This is a genomic window from Pseudomonas sp. NPDC087342, assembly GCF_044744265.1.
Classification (GTDB): domain Bacteria; phylum Pseudomonadota; class Gammaproteobacteria; order Pseudomonadales; family Pseudomonadaceae; genus Aquipseudomonas; species Aquipseudomonas nunensis.
This window is the reverse complement of the sequence record NZ_JBIUXZ010000004.1, coordinates 287,545-306,279: the sequence shown is the minus strand read 5'-3', so window position 1 is coordinate 306,279 and position 18,735 is coordinate 287,545. Positions and strand designations below refer to the sequence as shown.

Genomic DNA, 18,735 nt, shown 5'->3' with positions numbered 1-18,735 from the left:
TGTCTTCAACATTGATGTCAACTGACACGACCTCTTCGCGAGCAGGCTCGCTCCCACCGGGGTTCAGTGTTGATCGTTATAAACAAGTTCGCCCAACACCCCATTCGTTCTAGAAAACCTGCCCCCACCTGTCATATCTGACAGGTTACGCAACGCCGCCAACTTGATAGCGTTGACCCACCGCGAAACCTTTTGCCGCGACGGGACAGGATCAACAAAATGGAAGACCAAGCGTCGCTGAGCATTACCACGCCCTCCATTTCCAGAAACGCCTCGATTGCCATGGTGAGCAAAAGCGGCACGGTCGGTTTCACCGGCAGTGCCTCGTTCGAGCTGACGCTGCCGGTTTCCTCTGGACGTGGTTTCGATCCCGGCCTGACCTTGAGCTACAACAGCCAGGCCGGCAACGGCCCCTTCGGGATCGGCTGGGGTGTGAACAACGCTGCCATTTCTCGCCAGACCAACAAGGGTGTGCCGCGCTATGCCGTAGACGACGCGATCATCGGCCACGATGGTCAGCAGTGGCGCCCCGAACGCGATGCACAAGGGGCGATCAAGTGGCGAATCGAAACCCAATACCGCGGTTTGATGATTGGCCCGCACAGCGTGCTGCGTTATTACCCTCGCGTTGAAACAGGCTTCGAGCTGATCGAGTTGTGGCGTTCTGGCGACAACCCTCAAGGGTTCTGGCTGGTGCACGGTAGCGACGGCAGCCTGCACCTTTTTGGCAAAGCCGAAACCGCCCGCATCACCGACCCGCAAAACCCGCTAAACGTGGCCTCCTGGCTATTGCAGGAAAGCCTGAACCCCCGTGGCGAGCACATCGGTTACGAATACAAGTCCGAGGACACGAATCAACCCCCCGGCCAGCCTCACGACTACCGAGCCCAGCGTTACCTGCATCGCGTGCTCTATGGCAACGTCGAGGCCAGCGCTCATTTGTATGGCTGGGACGCACAGGCATCGGCGGCGTGGCACTTTCATCTGGTGTTCGACTACGGCGAACGCACCCTCGATCGAGAGCAAAAACCACCGTTTAGCGCACCGGGCGAGTGGCTGGTTCGCAGCGATCCGTTTCACACCTACGGTGATGGCTTCGAAGTGGGCACCCGGCGCCTGTGTCATCAGGTGTTGATGTTCCATCACTTCCCCGAAGAGTTGGAGGCAACACCGGCGCTGGTCCGACGCCTGTTACTGGAGTACCGCTCCACTTCGCTGGGTTACAGCCAATTGGTGGCCGCGCACTATCAGGCGTATGACGCGAGCGGCATGGTGGAAAACCTGCCACCGGTGGAATTCGATTACTCGGCGTTCGAACTCAATCCCCAACCGGCGACATTTTTTGCGTTCGACAATATGCCCGGCCTTGAGAACGGGCAACGCTATCAATGTGTCGATCTGTTCGGCGAAGGTTTACCGGGATTTGTGTGCCACTACGACCAGGCCTGGTATTACCGCGAACCGTTGCGTGCAGAGTCAAACGGTGATGATGTCGCCTATGGTCCGTGGACGTTGCTGAGCAGACTGCCGCGCGCCGATAGCAACAAACCGGTGCTGCAAACCCTGACCGATCTGACCGGCGACGGGCGCCTCGACTGGATCATCGCCCAACCGGGCGCGAGCGGTTTTCACACCCTCAACCCGGACCGCAGTTGGTCCGGTTTCATCCCGTTCGAGGCGTTCCCGGTGGAGTTTTTCCACACGTTGGCGCAGATGGGCGATTTATCCGGCGACGGCCTCAGCTCCCTGGCGCTGATTGGCCCCAAGAGCGTGCGCCTGTACGCCAACCGCCGCGAACACGGGTTTGCCAAAGGCGAGGACGTGCCCCATGACGCGGATGACGACCGCTTGCCGCTGTTCAGCGACTCGCCTACAGAGCTGGTATTTCTCGGCAATATGCTCGGCAGCGACATGAGCGAGTTGTGCCGCATTCGCCACAATGAAATCAAATGCTGGCCGAACCTCGGTCACGGGCGATTTGGCCGGGGTTTTGTGATGAGCGCCCTGCCCTTCAGCTATGCCGAATTCGATGCCGTGCGGGTGCGCATTGCCGACCTGGACGGCTGCGGCGCGCCGTCGCTGATTTACCTCAACAGCAACGGTTTCGACATCTACTACAACCGTGGCGGCAATGGCCTGGAGCAAATTCCGCTAAAGGTGTCATGGCCCGAAGGGGTGCGTTACGACAACCTGTGCCAGGTCACCCTCGCCGACCTGCAAGGCCTGGGCTGCGCCAGCCTGATCCTGACGGTGCCGCACATCAAGCCTCGGCACTGGCGCTATGATTTTGTCCACGCCCGGCCTTACCTGCTGAGCGGTAGCAACAACAATATGGGTTGCAGCACCGAAGTGCGCTATCGCAGCTCTGCCCAGGAGTGGCTGGACGAAAAGGCTCAACTGCTCAAACTCAAAATGCTCCCGGTGTCGTACCTGCCGTTTCCGGTCCAGGTGGTCACACGGCAAACCCAGAAGGACGAAATCACCGGCGGCGAACTCACCCAGTTAATTCGTTTTTCCCAGGCGAACTACGACGGTTTCGAACGGGAATTGCGCGGCTTCGGCCGCGTGTGCCAGACCGACAGCGAAGCCAGCCACGACGAAGACGACAAGGCTTTTACCGCGCCAGCGCTGGTCTGCACCTGGTTCCATACCGGACGGGACGTGGACATGCCCCGCGAAGGCGCTTTCAAGAATGATTCAGAGGCGTGGCCGCTGGGCGATACGCTGTTCTGCCGCTACCACGCCAGCGATGGTTTCGATGAACCGGTGACGCCAGCGGACGAAGCCACCCGCCGCGAAATCGCCCGGGCCCTCGCCGGCTCGGTGTTGCGCACGGAAACCTATGCGCTGAACGACGACCAGCCCTATCAGGTTCAAGAACACCGTTACAAAGTCCGGGAACTGCGGATCAAAGATGCGCATTCACCCTACGGGACCCTGCTGCCTTCGCTGCTGGAAACCATCAGCTACCAGTACGAACGCTTCATCGATGACCCGCTTTGCCAACATGACATCACCCTGGCCCAGGATGAATTTGGTCTGCCGGTGCATACGCTGACCCTGCATTACGCGCGACGTCGTACCGAAGTCGACACGCCGCCCTTCGACGACGCGGATGAGCAAGCCTGGTGGCGTGACGCCCATGACCCCGCCCAGCAGTTTTATTACCTGAGCGAAACCCGCGTCGAATTCATTCACCTGACCGAAGCCCAGGCCTGGCGATTGGGCTTGCCGTATCGGCAGCGCAGTAACGCCTTGAAACTGCCCAAGGGTTCATTGCCGTCAGGACTCAACCCGGGAAAGATCAGCTACGAGTCGATGCTCGAACATCACAACAGCACTGACTGGAACAACGGGCGGGTACTGACATCGCAATCGGTGCAGCGCTATCTGAAAACCCTTGATCGCGCCACGTTACTCCCGGACGGCAGCGCAGAATTCGAAGCGTTGGCCGCCCCCCAGGAAATCGCGCAACTGGATAAAACCGCGCTCAGCGCTTACGACGTGCTGCCCGCACCGTTCGACATTCGGGCAGAACTGGCGAAGATCGATTACGCGCCCATGCCGCTGTTTCTTGAACCGGATGCGGAAGAAGACCAGAAGAAAAACCTGTGGTCCGCACTCTATTCGTTCGCCGAATACGGCGACTTGGGCGACTTCTACAACGTACGCCGATACAGGGAAACCAGAAGCCACGGTTTCACCCAGGCCGAATACGATGCCTACCGCATGGCGGTCATCCGGGTCGAGCTGCCGGACGGCTGCGCCAGCCGCGTCGAATACGACTATCACGCGCTGTTACCGCTACGCATCATCGACGCCAACGACAATGTTCAGGAAGCCCTCTACGAACCGTCCGGCCAACCGCTCGCCATCAGTTTCTACGGCACCGAAGACGGCGTGCCTGTCGGATTCAGGCCGTTGAGTGAACACGTTCGCCCCGCATCACCGCTCCCGGGGCCGGCCATCGACAACCCACCGGCCGCGCTGCAAAAAGCCGCCAGCGTACTGCGCAAGGACCTGTTCAGTTGGATGGGCCAACTCGACGCATCCGTGCGGCTGACACCTGACTGGCTGGTCGGCTGGATCGCGGAAGGCTTTGTGTTGCCGAGCCTGCATATCCGCGCCAGCGCTCGGGTGCGCCTGGCCTGCCTCAAGTCCCGGACTTCGGCCCTGCAGACGCTGAACGAAATGATTCACGCAACGCCCCGCGAACCGGTGCACAGCGTGGTCCTGACCGCCGACCGCTACCCCGATGATCCATTGCAGCAGATCCAGATCATCAAGTCCTGCGTGGACGGTTTTGGCCGGGCGCTGCAAACCCAGCAAAAAGTCGAACCGGGGATCGCCTACAGCGTCGATGCCAACCTCGAACTGGAACTGGTGGACGGCCAGCCGCTGGAAAAACACGCGGACCCACGCTGGCGGATCAGCGAACGCGTTGAATACAACAACAAGGGCGCGGTGACGCGGGTATTCCGTCCCTATTTCTGCAATACCCATGGCTATGTGCGCAACCAGTCCTTCCGCCAGTTTGGCTATCACGACCAGCAGTTCTACGACCCGCTGGGCCGCCCGGCCAAAGTGATCAGCGCCAAAGGCTACGAGTCTTTCGAAACCCTGCATCCGTGGTATCGCGCCAGTCATGATTTCAACGACAGCGAGGCACTTGAGCCATGAACACGGTGAATTGGCACACACCTTCGCTGGTGGTGAATGACAGTCGCGGCCTGCCCGTTCGCCAGGTGGCGTACCTGCGTACCGTGGCAGGTACAGCGGCACAATCGCTCATCACCCGCCAGCACCATGACGTGCCTGGCCGGCCGATCGAACAATGGGACCCCAGGCTCTTCGGTACCGCACCGAAACCCAATCTCCGCACACACTATCGACTAGGCGGCGAAGGCGTGCAGGTGGACAGCGTCGACGGCGGCTGGCGCTTGAGCCTGGCCGGTGTGGCCGGCGAGGTGCTGCAACGCTGGGACCAACGGGGCAATCACTGGCGAACCACCCACGACGAGCAATTGCGTGTCACCGCCGTCGAGGAAAACGCCCAGCCGAATGTCGAGCGCTTCACCTATGCCGAGGGCTCAGCCGAGTCGGGAAACAATCTACGCGGGCAGATGATCGAGCAGGTCGACCCTTCCGGTCGCCTGAGCTTCGACAGCTATAGCCTGCAAGGCCAGGCGCTGCGTGATACCCGAGCGTTTGCCGATGGCAAGACGTACCTGAGCAGCCGCACCTTCAGCCCGCTCGGTGCGGTGCTGGATCAGACCGATGCTGGCGGGCATCGGCAACAGCTGCGTTATGACATCGCCGCGCAACTCAAGCAGGTCGGTTTGCAGCTTGCCTCGGACCCTGCGTTGAAAGACATCCTCACGGATGCGCAATACAACGCCGCCGGGCAGATCATCGAACAGCTCGCAGGTAATAGCGTGATCAGTAACTGGACTTACGACCCGGCCGATGGACGTCTTACTCGGCTGAAAGCGCAAAAGAACACGGAAACACCGCTGCAAGACTTCGAGTATTTCCATGACCGGGTGGGCAACATCACCCGCATTGAAGACCATGGCTTCACCGAGGTCTATTTCACCAACCAGCATGTCGACGGTCATAGATCCTTCACGTATGACTCGCTGTATCAACTGACCAGCGCCAGTAGTTTCGAAGCCGATGCCCCCCATTTGCATCCGGGTTTGCCTCCCGTGGCCACGCCAATCGATACGGGTCGTCTCTATAACTATGTGCAGCACTATGAATACGATTCGGCAAGCAACCTGACACTGCTGCGTCATGTGCGCGAAGGCAACAATCACACCCAAATCACGCGCATCGCCCCCGGCAGCAATCGCGGTGTTCGCTGGACGGCCGGCGAGCCCGAGCCGGTGTTCGACGATCTGTTTGATGCCCACGGGAATTTTCGATCCCTGCAAAGAGGCCAACCGCTGACCTGGAACAGCCGCGATCAACTGGCGGTGGCGCGGCTGGTCGAACGGAGCGGCGGGCCGCATGACGAGGAAACCTATGTTTACAGTCAGGGGGCGCGGGTCAGTAAACGGCTGGTGACCCAGGCCAGTTCCACGAGCCATGTTCGGCAAGTACGCTACCTGTCGGGCCTTGAGATTCGCACCCTGGATAACAGCGAAGAACTGCACGTGATCACCCTGCCCGGCAACGTGCGCTGCCTGCATTGGGTCAGCGGCCAACCGGCCGGCATCGAAAAAGATCAGTTGCGATACGGCCTCGACGATCACCTGGGTTCCAGCACTCTTGAACTGGACCGCAACGGCGCGCTGATCAGCCGGGAAATCTACTACCCCTTTGGCGGTACAGCCTGGTGGGCGGCGACGTCACAGGTGCAGGCCGATTACAAAACCATTCGTTATTCGGGCAAGGAGATGGATGTCAGCGGGTTGTATTACTACGGCGCGCGCTATTACGCGCCGTGGTTGCAGCGGTGGGTGAGTGTCGATCCGGGCGGAACCGTGGATGGGCTGAACCTGTATGGGTTCGTGGGGAATAATCCACTGAGGTTTTTCGATGACAACGGTCAAAACCGCACCGAGACTGCGTACAAGCAACAAATCGATGACTACGCCCGAACGCTTTCAGGAATAAACCAACAGGCCGTTACCTTCATTGCGCAACTCAACGGCCTATTCGTTGACGAGCCAAAACCGGTCAGCGATTCGGCCTGGCAAGCGTTCAAGGACCTGTGGACCCGCGACACCTTCAAACCCAACGCCGTCACTAAAGGCATGCTGGCCAATACCGCCAATCTGGCCTTCACGACAGCGATTGAATTCAACGCCGGTCTGCAATTGACCGGAGTAACGGGCTCGGTCGTCCACAGCGAACTGGGGGATGTGAATAACATAGTCGGCGGCAACATCGCGGCCTCAACGGCTGAAGGGTTGCACACGCAACAGGCAAGACCGGCCCTCATTCGCCCTATTGTTCCGCGCACATCGACCATGAACGTAGCCGCCATTCAAGAAGGCCTGAACATTACCAGCGACGACAGTATCGATACCTCGCCCTATGCATTTTCGACGATTGCCTTGGGCAAAGTGATAGGCGCGTATGTGGGCGGTGTCGGGCAGATGATGGAAGGGTTTCTGCTGGCGGCCGAAGCCAACGAAGCCCTGTCCGGTATGACCCCGATGAAAATTGCAAAATTCAATGCCCTGCTGGATGACTGGGAAAGTTACATCGATACAGAACTGCCCAAGGCTCAGGCCGGTTTCGACGCGTTGAAAACCAATGTGGTCAACCCGGCGGACATTGTTCCAAACCCCTACGCCATCGCTCAATCACCCGAGCGCTATCAGCGCATTCACCGCCAACCGCTGGAGCGTTTGACGCACGAGGTAAAAGCGAGGATCGGACGTAGTAGAGAGTTGGTCGGCAGGCTCGATGCCCGGCGAAACATCGATTCCAGGTTCAAGTAACGGGTCTCGACAGACGGCACCAGCAATACGGCATGCTATCGTGCGCGCCCGTATTGCTGACTGTTTACGACGCCATGCCTGCGACTTCCCGGACTCTGCGCCTGACGCTTTACACCCTGCTGATCGTTGCCGGTGCGGTTCTGGCGGCGGGTCTGGCCATGCGTCACGCCGAACGCCAGGCTCTGGAAGACGACGCGGCCCGCGCCAACCAGCAACTGGCGCTGTACGCCAATTCCCTGCACACCCTGATCGACCGCTATCGCGCCCTGCCCGCCGTGCTGGCACTTGACCCGGAACTGCGTTCGGCCCTCGATGGCGCTGTGAGTCCTGAACAGCAGGACCTGCTGAACCGCAAACTGGAAAAGATCAACGGCGCCGCGCAATCCTCGACCCTGGAACTGCTCGACCACACCGGCCTGGCCGTGGCCGCCAGCAATTGGCGTTTGCCCAGCAGTTACGTCGGGCACAATTACGGCTTCCGCCCCTACTTCAGCCAGACCCGCACCCAGGGCACCGGGCGTTTTTATGCGGTCGGGGTCACCAGTGGGATTCCCGGTTATTTCCTGTCCAGCGCGGTGACCCGGGACAACGGCGAGTTCCTCGGCGCCATGGTGGTGAAACTCGAATTCCCCGAACTTGAGCGCGAATGGAGTCAAGGCACCGATACCCTGCTGGTCAGCGATGCGCGCGGAATCATCTTCATCGCCAACCAGCCGGGCTGGCGTTATCGGCAGTTGAAACCGCTGAGTGACAGCGATCACGCCGAGCTCAAGGCCACCCGTCAATACGACAAGCAACCGCTGACGCCGCTGAAGTATCAATCGGTGCGGCGCTTCGATGACAACAGCGATCTGGCGCGGGTCGATGGCCCCGACGGCACGGCGGATTACCTGTGGGAATCCCTGCCGCTGCCCGCCGAAGGCTGGACCTTGCACCTGTTGCGCCGCCCGCAAATCGCCTTCGAAGACAGCCGCAATGCCGGCCTCGCCGCCGCCGGATCGTGGCTGGCGCTGGTGTTTCTGTTGTTGTTCCTCAACCAGCGCTGGCGCCTGGCGAAAATGCGTCAGCGCAGCCGGGAGGAACTCGAGCAACTGGTCGAAGAACGCACCCGTGACCTGCGCACTGCCCAGGACGGTCTGGTGCAATCGGCCAAACTCGCGGCACTGGGGCAAATGTCGGCGGCGCTGGCGCATGAAATCAACCAGCCGCTGACTGCCCAGCGCATGCAGCTTGCAACGCTGCGGCTGCTGCTCGATCACGGTCGGGTCGATGACGCCTACAAAGCACTGAAACCGGTGGACGACATGCTCACGCGCATGGCGGCGCTCACCGGTCACCTGAAAACCTTCGCCCGCAAAAGCCCCAGCGGCCTGCGCGAACGGCTGGATCTGGCGGCGGTGGTTGATCAATCCTTGCAGTTGCTCGACGCACGCCTGCGGGATGAAAACGTCAGCACGGTGTTGCACCTGACGCGCCCGGCGTGGGTGCGTGGCGATGCGATTCGTCTCGAACAAGTGCTGATCAACCTGCTGCGCAACGCCCTCGACGCGGTGCACGACAAACCCTGCAAACGCCTGGAAATCCGCCTCGAAGCCGATGAGCAATTATGGCGTCTGAGCGTTTCCGACAACGGTGGCGGGATTGCCGAGGAACACTTGCCGAACGTGTTCGATCCGTTCTTCACCACCAAACCGGTGGGCGATGGCTTGGGCCTGGGGCTGGCGGTATCGTTTGCCATCGCGCATGAATCCGGCGGACGCCTGTCGGCCGACAACCACGACAATGGCGCAGTGTTCACCCTGACCTTGCCGATTGATCTGGAGGAGCCCGTCTCATGCTGAATTCAGTGATCGTGGTCGACGACGAAAGCAGCATCCGCAGTGCCGTCGAACAGTGGCTGAGCCTGTCGGGTTTCGACGTGCAGTTGTTCAGTCGCGCCGATGAATGCCTGGCGCAACTGCCGGCGCATTTCCCCGGAGTGATCCTCAGCGACGTGCGCATGCCCGGCATGACTGGCTTGGAACTGCTGGCCGAAGTACAGCGCCGCGATCCCGACTTGCCGGTGATTTTGCTGACTGGCCACGGCGATGTGCCGATGGCCGTCGAAGCGATGCGCGATGGTGCCTACGACTTTCTGGAAAAACCCTTCAGCCCGGAAACCTTGCTTGGCAGTTTGCGCCGGGCGCTGGAAAAGCGTCGGTTGGTCCTGGAAAACCGTGCCCTGCATGTGCAAGCCGACAACCGCGCCAAACTTGACGCCACGCTGCTTGGCGTGTCCCGTGGCTTGCAGACGTTGCGTCGGCAAGTGCTGGATTTGGCGACGCTGCCGGTCAACGTGTTGATCCGTGGCGAAACCGGCAGCGGCAAGGAATTGGTTGCCCGTTGCCTGCACGACTTCGGCCCGCGTGCGGACAAGCCGTTTGTGGCGCTGAATTGTGCGGCGATTCCCGAGCAGTTGTTCGAAGCCGAGCTGTTCGGTCACGAGAGCGGCGCGTTCACCGGCGCTTCGGGCAAGCGCATCGGCAAGCTTGAATACGCCGATGGCGGCACGCTGTTCCTCGATGAAATCGAAAGCATGCCCCTGGCCCAGCAGGTCAAGTTATTGCGGGTGTTGCAGGAGCAAAAGCTCGAACGGCTGGGCTCGAACCAGAGCATTCGGGTGGATTTGCGGATCATTGCTGCGACCAAACCCGACTTGCTCGACGAAGCCCGGGCCGGACGTTTTCGCGAGGATTTGGCCTATCGCTTGAACGTCGCCGAATTGCGCCTGCCGCCGTTGCGCGAGCGCCGGGAAGACATTCCGTTGTTGTTCGAAACCTTTGCCCAGAACGCCGCCGAACGCCTGGGCCGGACCTTCCCGCCGTTGAGCGGCCCACAACTGAGCCATCTGCTGAGCCACGACTGGCCGGGCAATGTGCGGGAACTGGCGAACGTGGCTGAGCGTCAGGTGCTGGGGTTGGGTGAGCCGGAACCGGCGGGGATTGAGCCTGGCCAGTCGCTGGCGGCGCAGCAGGAAGCGTTTGAAGCCCATTGCTTGCGCGCGGCGTTGACCCGGCATAAGGGCGATGTGAAAGCGGTGCTTGAAGAGCTGCAACTGCCGCGTCGGACGTTCAATGAAAAGCTGCAGCGGCACGGGCTGACTCGGGAGATGTTTTTGCAGGACATCTGATTTTTGCAGTGCCTGTGCGGGCCCCTTCGCGGGCAAGCCTCGCTCCTACGGGGTATGCGTTCCAAATGTAGGAGCGAGGCTTGCCCGCGAAGAGGCCAGTACAGCCAAAGCAGCTCCTGAACTAAATGAGCAATTTTCCGCTCACCACTCTCAAGCAATAAGCGGATTTCCGCTCATAAAAATCCGCCACCCCCTCTAAACCGGCCCTCCTCCCCTTGGCACACCTCCTGCTATAGCCCCTGCAGGCTGCGTTAACTCGCGCTCCACAAAAACAATTAAACGAAGGATCCTTCAATGGATAACTCCAACGCCCTGCCCCTCGGGTCGGCCGTCGCGCCTGCCAAAGAAAGAACCACCGCCAGCCGGATCAAATCGATCTTCAGCGGCTCCGTCGGCAACATGGTCGAGTGGTACGACTGGTACGTCTACGCCGCGTTCTCCCTGTACTTCGCAAAATCGTTTTTCCCCGCCGGTTCCTCCACCGCGCAACTGATGAACACCGCCGCGATCTTCGCCGTGGGCTTCCTGATGCGTCCGATCGGTGGCTGGCTGATGGGCCTCTACGCCGACCGCGCCGGTCGTAAACGCGCGTTGATGGCCTCGGTGTACCTGATGTGCTTCGGCTCGCTGCTGATCGCCTTGAGCCCCAACTATGAAACCATCGGCATCGGCGCGCCGATCCTGCTGGTGTTCGCCCGTTTGCTGCAGGGCCTTTCGGTCGGTGGCGAATACGGCACCTCGGCGACTTACCTCAGCGAGATGGCGACCAAGGAACGTCGCGGCTTCTACTCCAGCTTCCAGTACGTGACCCTGATCTCCGGCCAGCTCATCGCGTTGGCGGTGTTGATCGTGCTGCAGCAGACCCTGACCACCGAACAGCTGTACGCCTGGGGCTGGCGCATCCCGTTCGCCATCGGCGCGTTGTGTGCGGTGGTCGCGCTCTACCTGCGTCGTGGCATGGAAGAGACCGAGTCGTTCAACAAGGTCAAGAAAGAGAAAAAAGAAAGCGCCATGCGCACGCTGATGCGCCACCCAAAAGAGCTGATGACCGTGGTCGGCCTGACCATGGGCGGCACCCTGGCGTTCTACACCTACACCACCTACATGCAGAAATACCTGGTGAACACCGTCGGCATGAGCATCACCGACTCCACCAGCATTTCGGCGGCCACGCTGTTCCTGTTCATGTGCCTGCAACCGATCATCGGCGGCTTGTCGGATAAGGTCGGTCGCCGGCCGATCCTGATTGCCTTCGGCGTACTGGGCACACTGTTCACCGTGCCGATCCTGACCACCCTGCACACCATCCAGACCTGGTGGGGCGCGTTCTTCCTGATCATGGCGGCGCTGATCATCGTCAGCGGCTACACCTCGATCAACGCGGTGGTCAAAGCCGAACTGTTCCCGACCGAGATCCGTGCCCTGGGCGTCGGCCTGCCGTATGCGCTGACCGTGTCGATCTTCGGTGGTACCGCCGAATACATCGCGCTGTGGTTCAAGAGCATCGGCATGGAAACCGGTTACTACTGGTATGTCACCGCGTGCATCGCCGTGTCGTTGCTGGTGTACGTGACCATGAAAGACACCCGCAAGCATTCGCGGATCGAGACGGACTGACAGCAAGGTTTGTATTGGCTGTACTGGCCTCTTCGCGGGCAAGCCTCGCTCCTACAGGTTTTATGTCGTTCACACATTTTGTGAGCGACTCAACCCTGTAGGAGCGAGCGATGCGGCGACCCGACTTGCCCGCGAAGGCCACACCTCGATCTAAAGCCAAGCTCCCTCCAGCAAAAATCTTTCGCCCCCCGCGCATCCACCCCCCAATGCCCCACGTATATCCATTGCAGCCCCCAAAACCACCAAGGCCTGGGACATGAAAAAACTGTTATCCGGGATTAATCATCGGTTAATGCTCTAAACACATCCTGTCCCTGTCTGATCGATTAACTGCGATACGCCCGCTCAAGCCCCGAAAGCGCGAACATCTAGCGGCCTTAACATCGACTTAATCGATACCTTTTAGCCTGAAGCTGGAGTTTTAAATCAACTTTAACGAAGCTGGAGTAATTATCATGAAAACCAAACTGTTCCTCGCCCTGGCCCTGACCGTACTGGCGGCCAACACCTACGCTGCCGATGGTTCCGACAAAACCGGCACGGCGGACTTCATCTCTGGCGCCACCGCTGCCATCGAGCAAACCCACTCGGCCACTGTCGCCTCGGACGGTTTCGATCACACCGGCACCGCTGGCGCGATCGCCGCTGACGGCTTTGATAAAACCGGCACCGCGGGTGCTATCGGTTAACACCTGGAGGAATTGAACAGCCCGGCTTCGGCCGGGCTTAGTCGTTTTTGAGGTAGCCAAAATACCAACACCACCACATCCCCCTGTAAGAGCGAGGCTTGCCCGCGAAGGCGGCTGACCTGACACATCTACGCTGGATGTGCCGCCGCTTTCGCGGGCAAGCCTCGCTCCTACACTGGAATTTACCGAACATGCCTTGCACTATGGCTGCCACTCGAACACCGCCCCAGGAATCCCCAACATGCCCGACGACATCCACTACTACGAACCCGCCAACGGCCACGGCTTGCCTCATGACCCGTTCAACGCCATCGTCGGCCCGCGTCCCATCGGCTGGATTTCTTCACAAGATGCCAACGGCCACCTGAACCTGGCGCCCTACAGCTTCTTCAACGCGTTCAACTACATTCCGCCGATCATTGGGTTTTCCAGTGTCGGGCGCAAAGACAGCCTGAACAACATCGAGCAGACCGGTGAGTTCGCCTGGAACCTCGCTACCCGGCCACTGGCCGAGCAGATGAACCAGAGCTGCGCCATGGTTTCACCCGAAACCAACGAATTCGAACTGGCCGGGTTGACGCCAGTCGCCTCGACCATCATTCAGGTGCCACGGGTCGCTGAAAGCCCGGTGTCCTTCGAATGCAAGGTCACGCAGATCATTCAGTTGCAGCGTGCGGACGGGGATGTGGTGCCGAGCTGGCTGATTCTCGGCGAAGTGGTCGCCGTGCATATCGCCAAGTGGCTGTTGAAGGATGGGGTGTACGACACCGCCGCGGCAGAACCGATTCTGCGCGGCGGCGGGCCGGCGGATTACTTTCAGCTGGGGCCAGAGGCATTGTTCAAGATGTACCGCCCAGGGGCGAAAAAGTAACTACCAGATCAAATCGCCGTCTTCGCTGACGCCTTTGAGCTTAGTCAACGCCAACGCCGCCGCTTCATCGGCATCGCGAGCAGTCGTGAAGGTTTGCTCTTCAAGCACTTTATTAAAACGTGGTGCACCGGTGCCACCGATGGCCTTGGTGGCGATTGCGGCGTTATAACCGCCTTCACGGGGTACTACGGCAGATACGGCTTCAAATGTTTCAAAGGCTTTGCGTGCCATGTCGCGCATCCTGGCTAATTGAGAATGCAGCCATTAAACCCTCAACCGACCAGTTTGTGCACCTGTGCTTTGGTCTGACCAAGGGCCTGGGCCGCCGAAACATCCTTGAAGGTGTGGAAATCCAGGCTGTTGACCACCAAGTCCTGCACCAGATCGGCGAAAACCTGCATGGCGGGGGTGCTGAAATATGCGGTCATGGCCTGTTGATGGGTCCAGAAGCCGGACACCAGCCACAGGTCGGGATCGCATTGCGAGTGTTGCAGGGCAAAGCTCAGGCAACCGCTGGCTGAGCGCGATGGCTCGATCAACGCGCTCAGGCGTGCACCGAGTTCCGCCGAACGACCGGAGCGGGCACGCACGAAGGCCATATGGCTGACGGGAATTTGCGTAGACATGTTCAACCCTCCCAAGGAGTTGCGTGGCAGCCAGGGACGGGCTGCGACAGGATCCAAGGTTAGGCGGCGCGAAGGGTAAGCCGTTAGTCGATTCCTGCCAGCTTGTTGCACAATCCTGCGAGGATGGCTAAACCGGCCTGAAACGCAGCCCCAGACATGTCCCACCGATGACACAGCGGTTTCAAGCAAGTTTCAGCCCGTCGGCACTGCCAGGGCAACGCCTCGATACAACCCAGTGCAGAATCAGGCAAGCATCAGGCAGGATGTGTCTACCGCCCTCGATTGCACAAACTTAAGCTCTGCCCCATCAACAACGCCTCAACGAGGAGTCCCTGCATGTCGTCGTTCGATCACTTTGAAGCCCCGCTGGACGCCGACATGGAGAAACAGCGCGAGGAACTGGCCGCGATCATCCGCCGCAACACGACGGAGGATGGCAATTATGCGACTGCCGTCGGCTCGCTGTTCATGTCCCGCTACAGCCAGACCCACCAGTTTTCTCCGGGACTGGCGCAACCGGCGCTGTGCATCATGGCCCAGGGGCGCAAGGAAGTTCGGCTGGTCGACGAGGTCTTCACCTACGACCCGCTCAATTACCTGGTGGTGTCGGTGTCGATGCCGGTGAGCGGACGCGTGGTGACGATCACCTCCGAAGAGCCGATCCTCGCCGTGCGGCTGGACATCGACCCGGCGGAAATCACCGCGCTGATCGCCGACGCCGGCCCCATGGGCGTACCCACCCGCCCCACCGGGCGCGGCTTGTACGTGGAACGGCTGGACGCGGCGATGCTCGACGCCGTGCTGCGCCTGGCGCGTTTGCTCGACACCCCGAAAGACATCGCAATGCTCGCACCGTTGATTCGCCGCGAGATCCTGTATCGCCTGTTGCGCAGCCAGCAGGGCCATCGCCTGTATGAAATCGCCATCGCCAACAGCCAGAGCCATCGGATCAGCCAGGCGATCAAATGGCTCAACGGCCACTATGAACAGCCGCTGCGCATCGATGATCTGGCGAAGGAAGTGAACCTCAGCGTGTCGACCCTGCATCACCGCTTCAAGGCGATGACGGCGATGAGTCCGTTGCAGTATCAGAAGCAGTTGCGCTTGCAGGAGGCGCGGCGGTTGATGCTGGCCGAAGGATTGGAAGCGTCGGCGGCGGGGTATCGGGTGGGGTATGAAAGTCCTTCGCAATTCAGCCGGGAGTACAGCCGGTTGTTCGGCGCGCCGCCATTAAGGGATTTGGCGCGGTTGCGGTTGACGGTTTGATCCGGATTTTGCGGTGTAACGACCGGCCTCATCGCGAGCAAGCTCGCTCCCACAGGGGTCAGTCGTACACCGATCCATTGTGGGAGCGAGCTTGCTCGCGATGGGGCCAGTAAAAACCCCACACCTCTAACGTCAGGCGCTAAGGATTCGGCAGGCTTCGGCCGGAAGGGTCACCGACACCGGATTCCCGATACTCAACCCAAACCCCTGACACGGCGTGCTCAACGCGGTAAACGACACCCCGGAACACTCCACCGTCGTCTCGATCGTCGCGCCGATGTCCCGCACAAACGTCACCTTGCCCAGCAAGCGATTCCCCGCCGTGGCCTGCGGATGCGACAGTTGCAAGTCTTCCGGGCGAATCAGCATCTTGATCTTCTCCCCGACCACAATGCTGCTGCAGATCGGCACTTCCAGCGCATCGCCACCCGGCAATCCAACCTTGCCATTGCCCAGCGCGGTGGCCGGGAAGATGTTTCCGGAGCCGATAAAGTCCGCGACGAATTCATTGGCCGGGTGCCGGTAGATCTCAATCGGCGTGCCCACTTGCTGCACCTTGTGCTCACCCAACACGACCACGATATCCGCCATGGTCATGGCTTCACGCTGATCATGGGTCACCATGATCGTGGTGATGTTCAGGCGTTGTTGCAGTTGACGGATTTCCACCTGCATCGACTCACGCAACTTCGCATCCAGCGCTGACAGCGGCTCATCCAGCAGCAATATTTTCGGGTGCGAGGCAATCGCCCGGGCAATCGCCACGCGCTGACGTTGGCCACCGGAGAGTTTCGCCACCGGACGATCAATCATTTCCTTCAGCTGAATCAGTTCAAGCAATTCCACCACCCGCGCCTGCTGATCAGCCTTGCTCACACCGCGCAGTTTCAGCGGGTAAGCGATGTTCTCCCCCACCGTCATGTGCGGGAACAGCGCCAGCGACTGGAACACCATGCCGAAGTTACGCAGGTGCGCCGGGGTGTGGCCGATGTCCTCGCCGTCCAGGCGAATCTCGCCGCCAGACAGGGTTTCGAGCCCCGCGATCATCCGCAGCAAGGTGGTTTTGCCGCAGCCCGACGGGCCGAGGAAACACACCAGTTTGCCCTCGGGCAAATGCAGGTTTACATCCTTTACCGCGCAGGCCGAGCCGTAATGTTTCTCGACGTTTTCCAGAATCAGACCAGACATAAATCACCTCAAGAAATTAGAACGAAACGCCACCTTCACCGACTAACTTCTCCAGCGCCCAAATCAGGACGAAGTCGATCAGCACGATCAGCACGGCAAACGAGAAAACAGTAGGGTCGAGCGAAGACACGGTGCGGCTGTACATCCAGATCGGCACGGTCATGACGTCGATGGTGTAGAGGAAATAGGTCACGGTGAATTCGTTGAAGGAGACGATGAACGCCAGCAGCATCCCCGCTAGAATCCCCGATTTCATCAGCGGCACTACCACATCGACAATCGCACGGGTCGGTGAGGCGCCGAGCATTTGCGCGGCCTCTTCGACTTCGCTGCCGATGGAGAGCATCGCCGCCGTGCAGTTTTTCACCACGAATGGCAACGCCAGGATCACGTGGGCAATCACCAGTCGCGAGGTGGTGATCTGGAACGGCAGGCTGTCGAACACCAGCAGCAACGCCAGGCCCAACACCACCATCGGGAACACCAGTGGCAGCGACATCAATTGCAGGGCCACGGCTTTACCACGGAACTCGCAACGGGTCAGCGCATAAGCCGCCGGCACTGCGATGATCGTGGCGAAGACCATGGTCAGGCACGCCACCATCAGGCTGGTGGTCATGGCTTTGCCGAGGCTCAGCACATCGCTGGCGTCCGGAGAGACGAAGGTGTGCCAGGCCGCGCGATACCATTGCAGGCTGTAGCTGCTGGGTGGGAAGTCGAGGTTCGACGCGCCGCTGAACGACATCACGATCATCGTCAGGATCGGCAGCACTGCCAGCAGCAAAATGAAGCCTGAGAGGATGCCGGCGAACTTGCCGGTTTCACCCGGCAGCAGGCCATAGCGTTTCTTGGTCAACGTACTCATTGCGAAGCCTCCAGCATGCGCCGACGACGGCCCGTGATGTATTCGGACAAGGTCATGATCGCCAGCGTCGTGACAATCAGCACCACACCGGCAGCGGACGCGGCGGGCCAGTTCATCAGCGGGGCGATCTGGTCATGCACCATCACCGCGAGCATCGGCACGCGACGACCGCCGAGCAGCAACGGCACGACGAAGCTGCTGGCGTTGTAGGCGAAAACCAACGTTGCGCCGGTGATGATCCCCGGCAGACTCATCGGCAACACCACCTGACGGAACACCTGGAAGCGACTGGCACCGAGGGTCGCGGCGGCTTCTTCATAGGTCCGCGCCACACCGCGCATGGCGCTGGCAATCGGCAACACGGCCAATGGGAACGCGGTTTGCACCAGGCCCATCAACACGCCGTTCTGGTTGTACAGCAGCATGATCGGTCGCTTGATCAGGCCCAGGCCCAACAACGCCTGATTGAGCATCCCGGCCGGGCCGAGAATCACCAGCCAGCCGTAGCTTTGCAGCAGCAGGTTGACCAGCAGCGGCAACAGCACCGCCGCGAGGAAAATCCGTCGCACAAACGGCGAGGTCAGCCGCGACATGGTGTAGGCCACCGGGATCGCCAACAGCACCGCAATCACCGCGCTGAACAACGCCAGGCGCAGGGTCAGCATCAGGGATTTGAGGTAGTAGGGTTCCAGCAACTGCGCGTAACTGGCCAGGCTGAACCCGGTCCACTCCGCGCCCTTGGTGCCGACGCTCATGCGCAGCACCAGCAGGCTCGCGGCAATCAACACGCCGAGAAACAACATCGACGGCGACAGGAATAGCCAGGCGCGGGTAGTCGGCGACACACCCCGGCGCGAAGGCGCTGGCGCGACGGCGACCGGATGAGTCAGATGTGGTTGGTGTTCCATAGCAAGGGTCTCGTCAATGGAAAGCAGCTGGCAAACACAGCCCTTGAATCCACCTCCATCTCCTTGTGGGAGCGGGCTTGCT

13 protein-coding genes are annotated in these 18,735 nt (G+C 60.3%); 8 read left to right on the top strand and 5 right to left on the bottom strand.

The annotated features are described in order from the left end of the window. Nucleotides 1-219 precede the first annotated feature (219 nt). The 7 genes from ACIOYV_RS13765 to ACIOYV_RS13735 all read left to right on the top strand — a co-directional run bounded on the left by ACIOYV_RS13765 (nt 220) and on the right by ACIOYV_RS13735 (nt 13,800). Nucleotides 220-4,680 (top strand): SpvB/TcaC N-terminal domain-containing protein, encoded by a 4,461-nt coding sequence (locus ACIOYV_RS13765; protein ID WP_401324339.1) that lies wholly within the window; start codon nt 220-222, stop codon nt 4,678-4,680. Next, nucleotides 4,677-7,454: an RHS repeat-associated core domain-containing protein gene (locus tag ACIOYV_RS13760; RefSeq protein ID WP_401324337.1), complete on the top strand. Its 2,778-nt coding sequence runs from the start codon at nt 4,677-4,679 to the stop codon at nt 7,452-7,454. Before ACIOYV_RS13765 ends, ACIOYV_RS13760 begins: the two co-directional genes overlap by 4 nt. A 74-nt stretch (nt 7,455-7,528) precedes the next feature. Then, nucleotides 7,529-9,295, top strand: coding sequence for an ATP-binding protein (locus ACIOYV_RS13755; protein WP_401324335.1), 1,767 nt, complete (start codon nt 7,529-7,531; stop codon nt 9,293-9,295). Next, a complete protein-coding gene (locus ACIOYV_RS13750; RefSeq protein WP_401324333.1) occupies nt 9,289-10,623 on the top strand; it encodes a sigma-54-dependent transcriptional regulator in 1,335 nt (444 codons plus the stop codon). The genes ACIOYV_RS13755 and ACIOYV_RS13750 overlap by 7 nt, the downstream gene beginning before the upstream one ends. Before the next feature lie 294 nt (nt 10,624-10,917). Further along, a complete protein-coding gene (locus tag ACIOYV_RS13745) occupies nt 10,918-12,240 on the top strand; it encodes an MFS transporter (RefSeq protein ID WP_123508574.1) in 1,323 nt (440 codons plus the stop codon). A 455-nt stretch (nt 12,241-12,695) separates the two neighbouring features. Continuing rightward, complete coding sequence (locus tag ACIOYV_RS13740) at nt 12,696-12,929, top strand: hypothetical protein (RefSeq protein ID WP_054045085.1); 234 nt, start codon at nt 12,696-12,698, stop codon at nt 12,927-12,929. Nucleotides 12,930-13,170: 241 nt separating this feature from the next. Beyond that, a complete protein-coding gene (locus tag ACIOYV_RS13735; RefSeq protein ID WP_054045088.1) occupies nt 13,171-13,800 on the top strand; it encodes a flavin reductase family protein in 630 nt (209 codons plus the stop codon). Here ACIOYV_RS13735 and ACIOYV_RS13730 read toward each other — a convergent pair whose 3' ends face one another. Together ACIOYV_RS13730 and ACIOYV_RS13725 are read right to left on the bottom strand one after the other, a co-directional pair. Then, a complete protein-coding gene (locus ACIOYV_RS13730) occupies nt 13,801-14,031 on the bottom strand; it encodes a hypothetical protein (protein WP_163912488.1) in 231 nt (76 codons plus the stop codon). It abuts the gene before it with no gap. Between the two features lie 41 nt (nt 14,032-14,072). Then, complete coding sequence (locus tag ACIOYV_RS13725; protein ID WP_401324330.1) at nt 14,073-14,426, bottom strand: putative quinol monooxygenase; 354 nt, start codon at nt 14,424-14,426, stop codon at nt 14,073-14,075. A 336-nt stretch (nt 14,427-14,762) separates the two neighbouring features. Here ACIOYV_RS13725 and ACIOYV_RS13720 point away from each other — a divergent pair, with 336 nt between their 5' ends. Then, entirely contained in the window at nt 14,763-15,692 is a 930-nt protein-coding gene (locus ACIOYV_RS13720) for an AraC family transcriptional regulator (RefSeq protein WP_054045094.1), read from the top strand. A 132-nt stretch (nt 15,693-15,824) separates the two neighbouring features. On the opposite strand, the gene ACIOYV_RS13715 is transcribed toward ACIOYV_RS13720, so the two are convergent. From ACIOYV_RS13715 to ACIOYV_RS13705, 3 genes are read right to left on the bottom strand one after another with little or no spacing between them, the layout of a single operon-like run. After that, nucleotides 15,825-16,880 carry an ABC transporter ATP-binding protein gene (locus ACIOYV_RS13715; RefSeq protein WP_401324328.1) on the bottom strand — a complete coding sequence of 352 codons (1,056 nt, stop codon included), beginning with the start codon at nt 16,878-16,880 and terminating at the stop codon, nt 15,825-15,827. Nucleotides 16,881-16,896: 16 nt separating this feature from the next. Then, nucleotides 16,897-17,745, bottom strand: a complete 849-nt coding sequence (locus ACIOYV_RS13710) for an ABC transporter permease (RefSeq protein WP_054045098.1) — start codon at nt 17,743-17,745, stop codon at nt 16,897-16,899. Further along, nucleotides 17,742-18,653, bottom strand: a complete 912-nt coding sequence (locus ACIOYV_RS13705; protein WP_401324326.1) for an ABC transporter permease — start codon at nt 18,651-18,653, stop codon at nt 17,742-17,744. Before ACIOYV_RS13705 ends, ACIOYV_RS13710 begins: the two co-directional genes overlap by 4 nt. Nucleotides 18,654-18,735 lie beyond the last annotated feature (82 nt).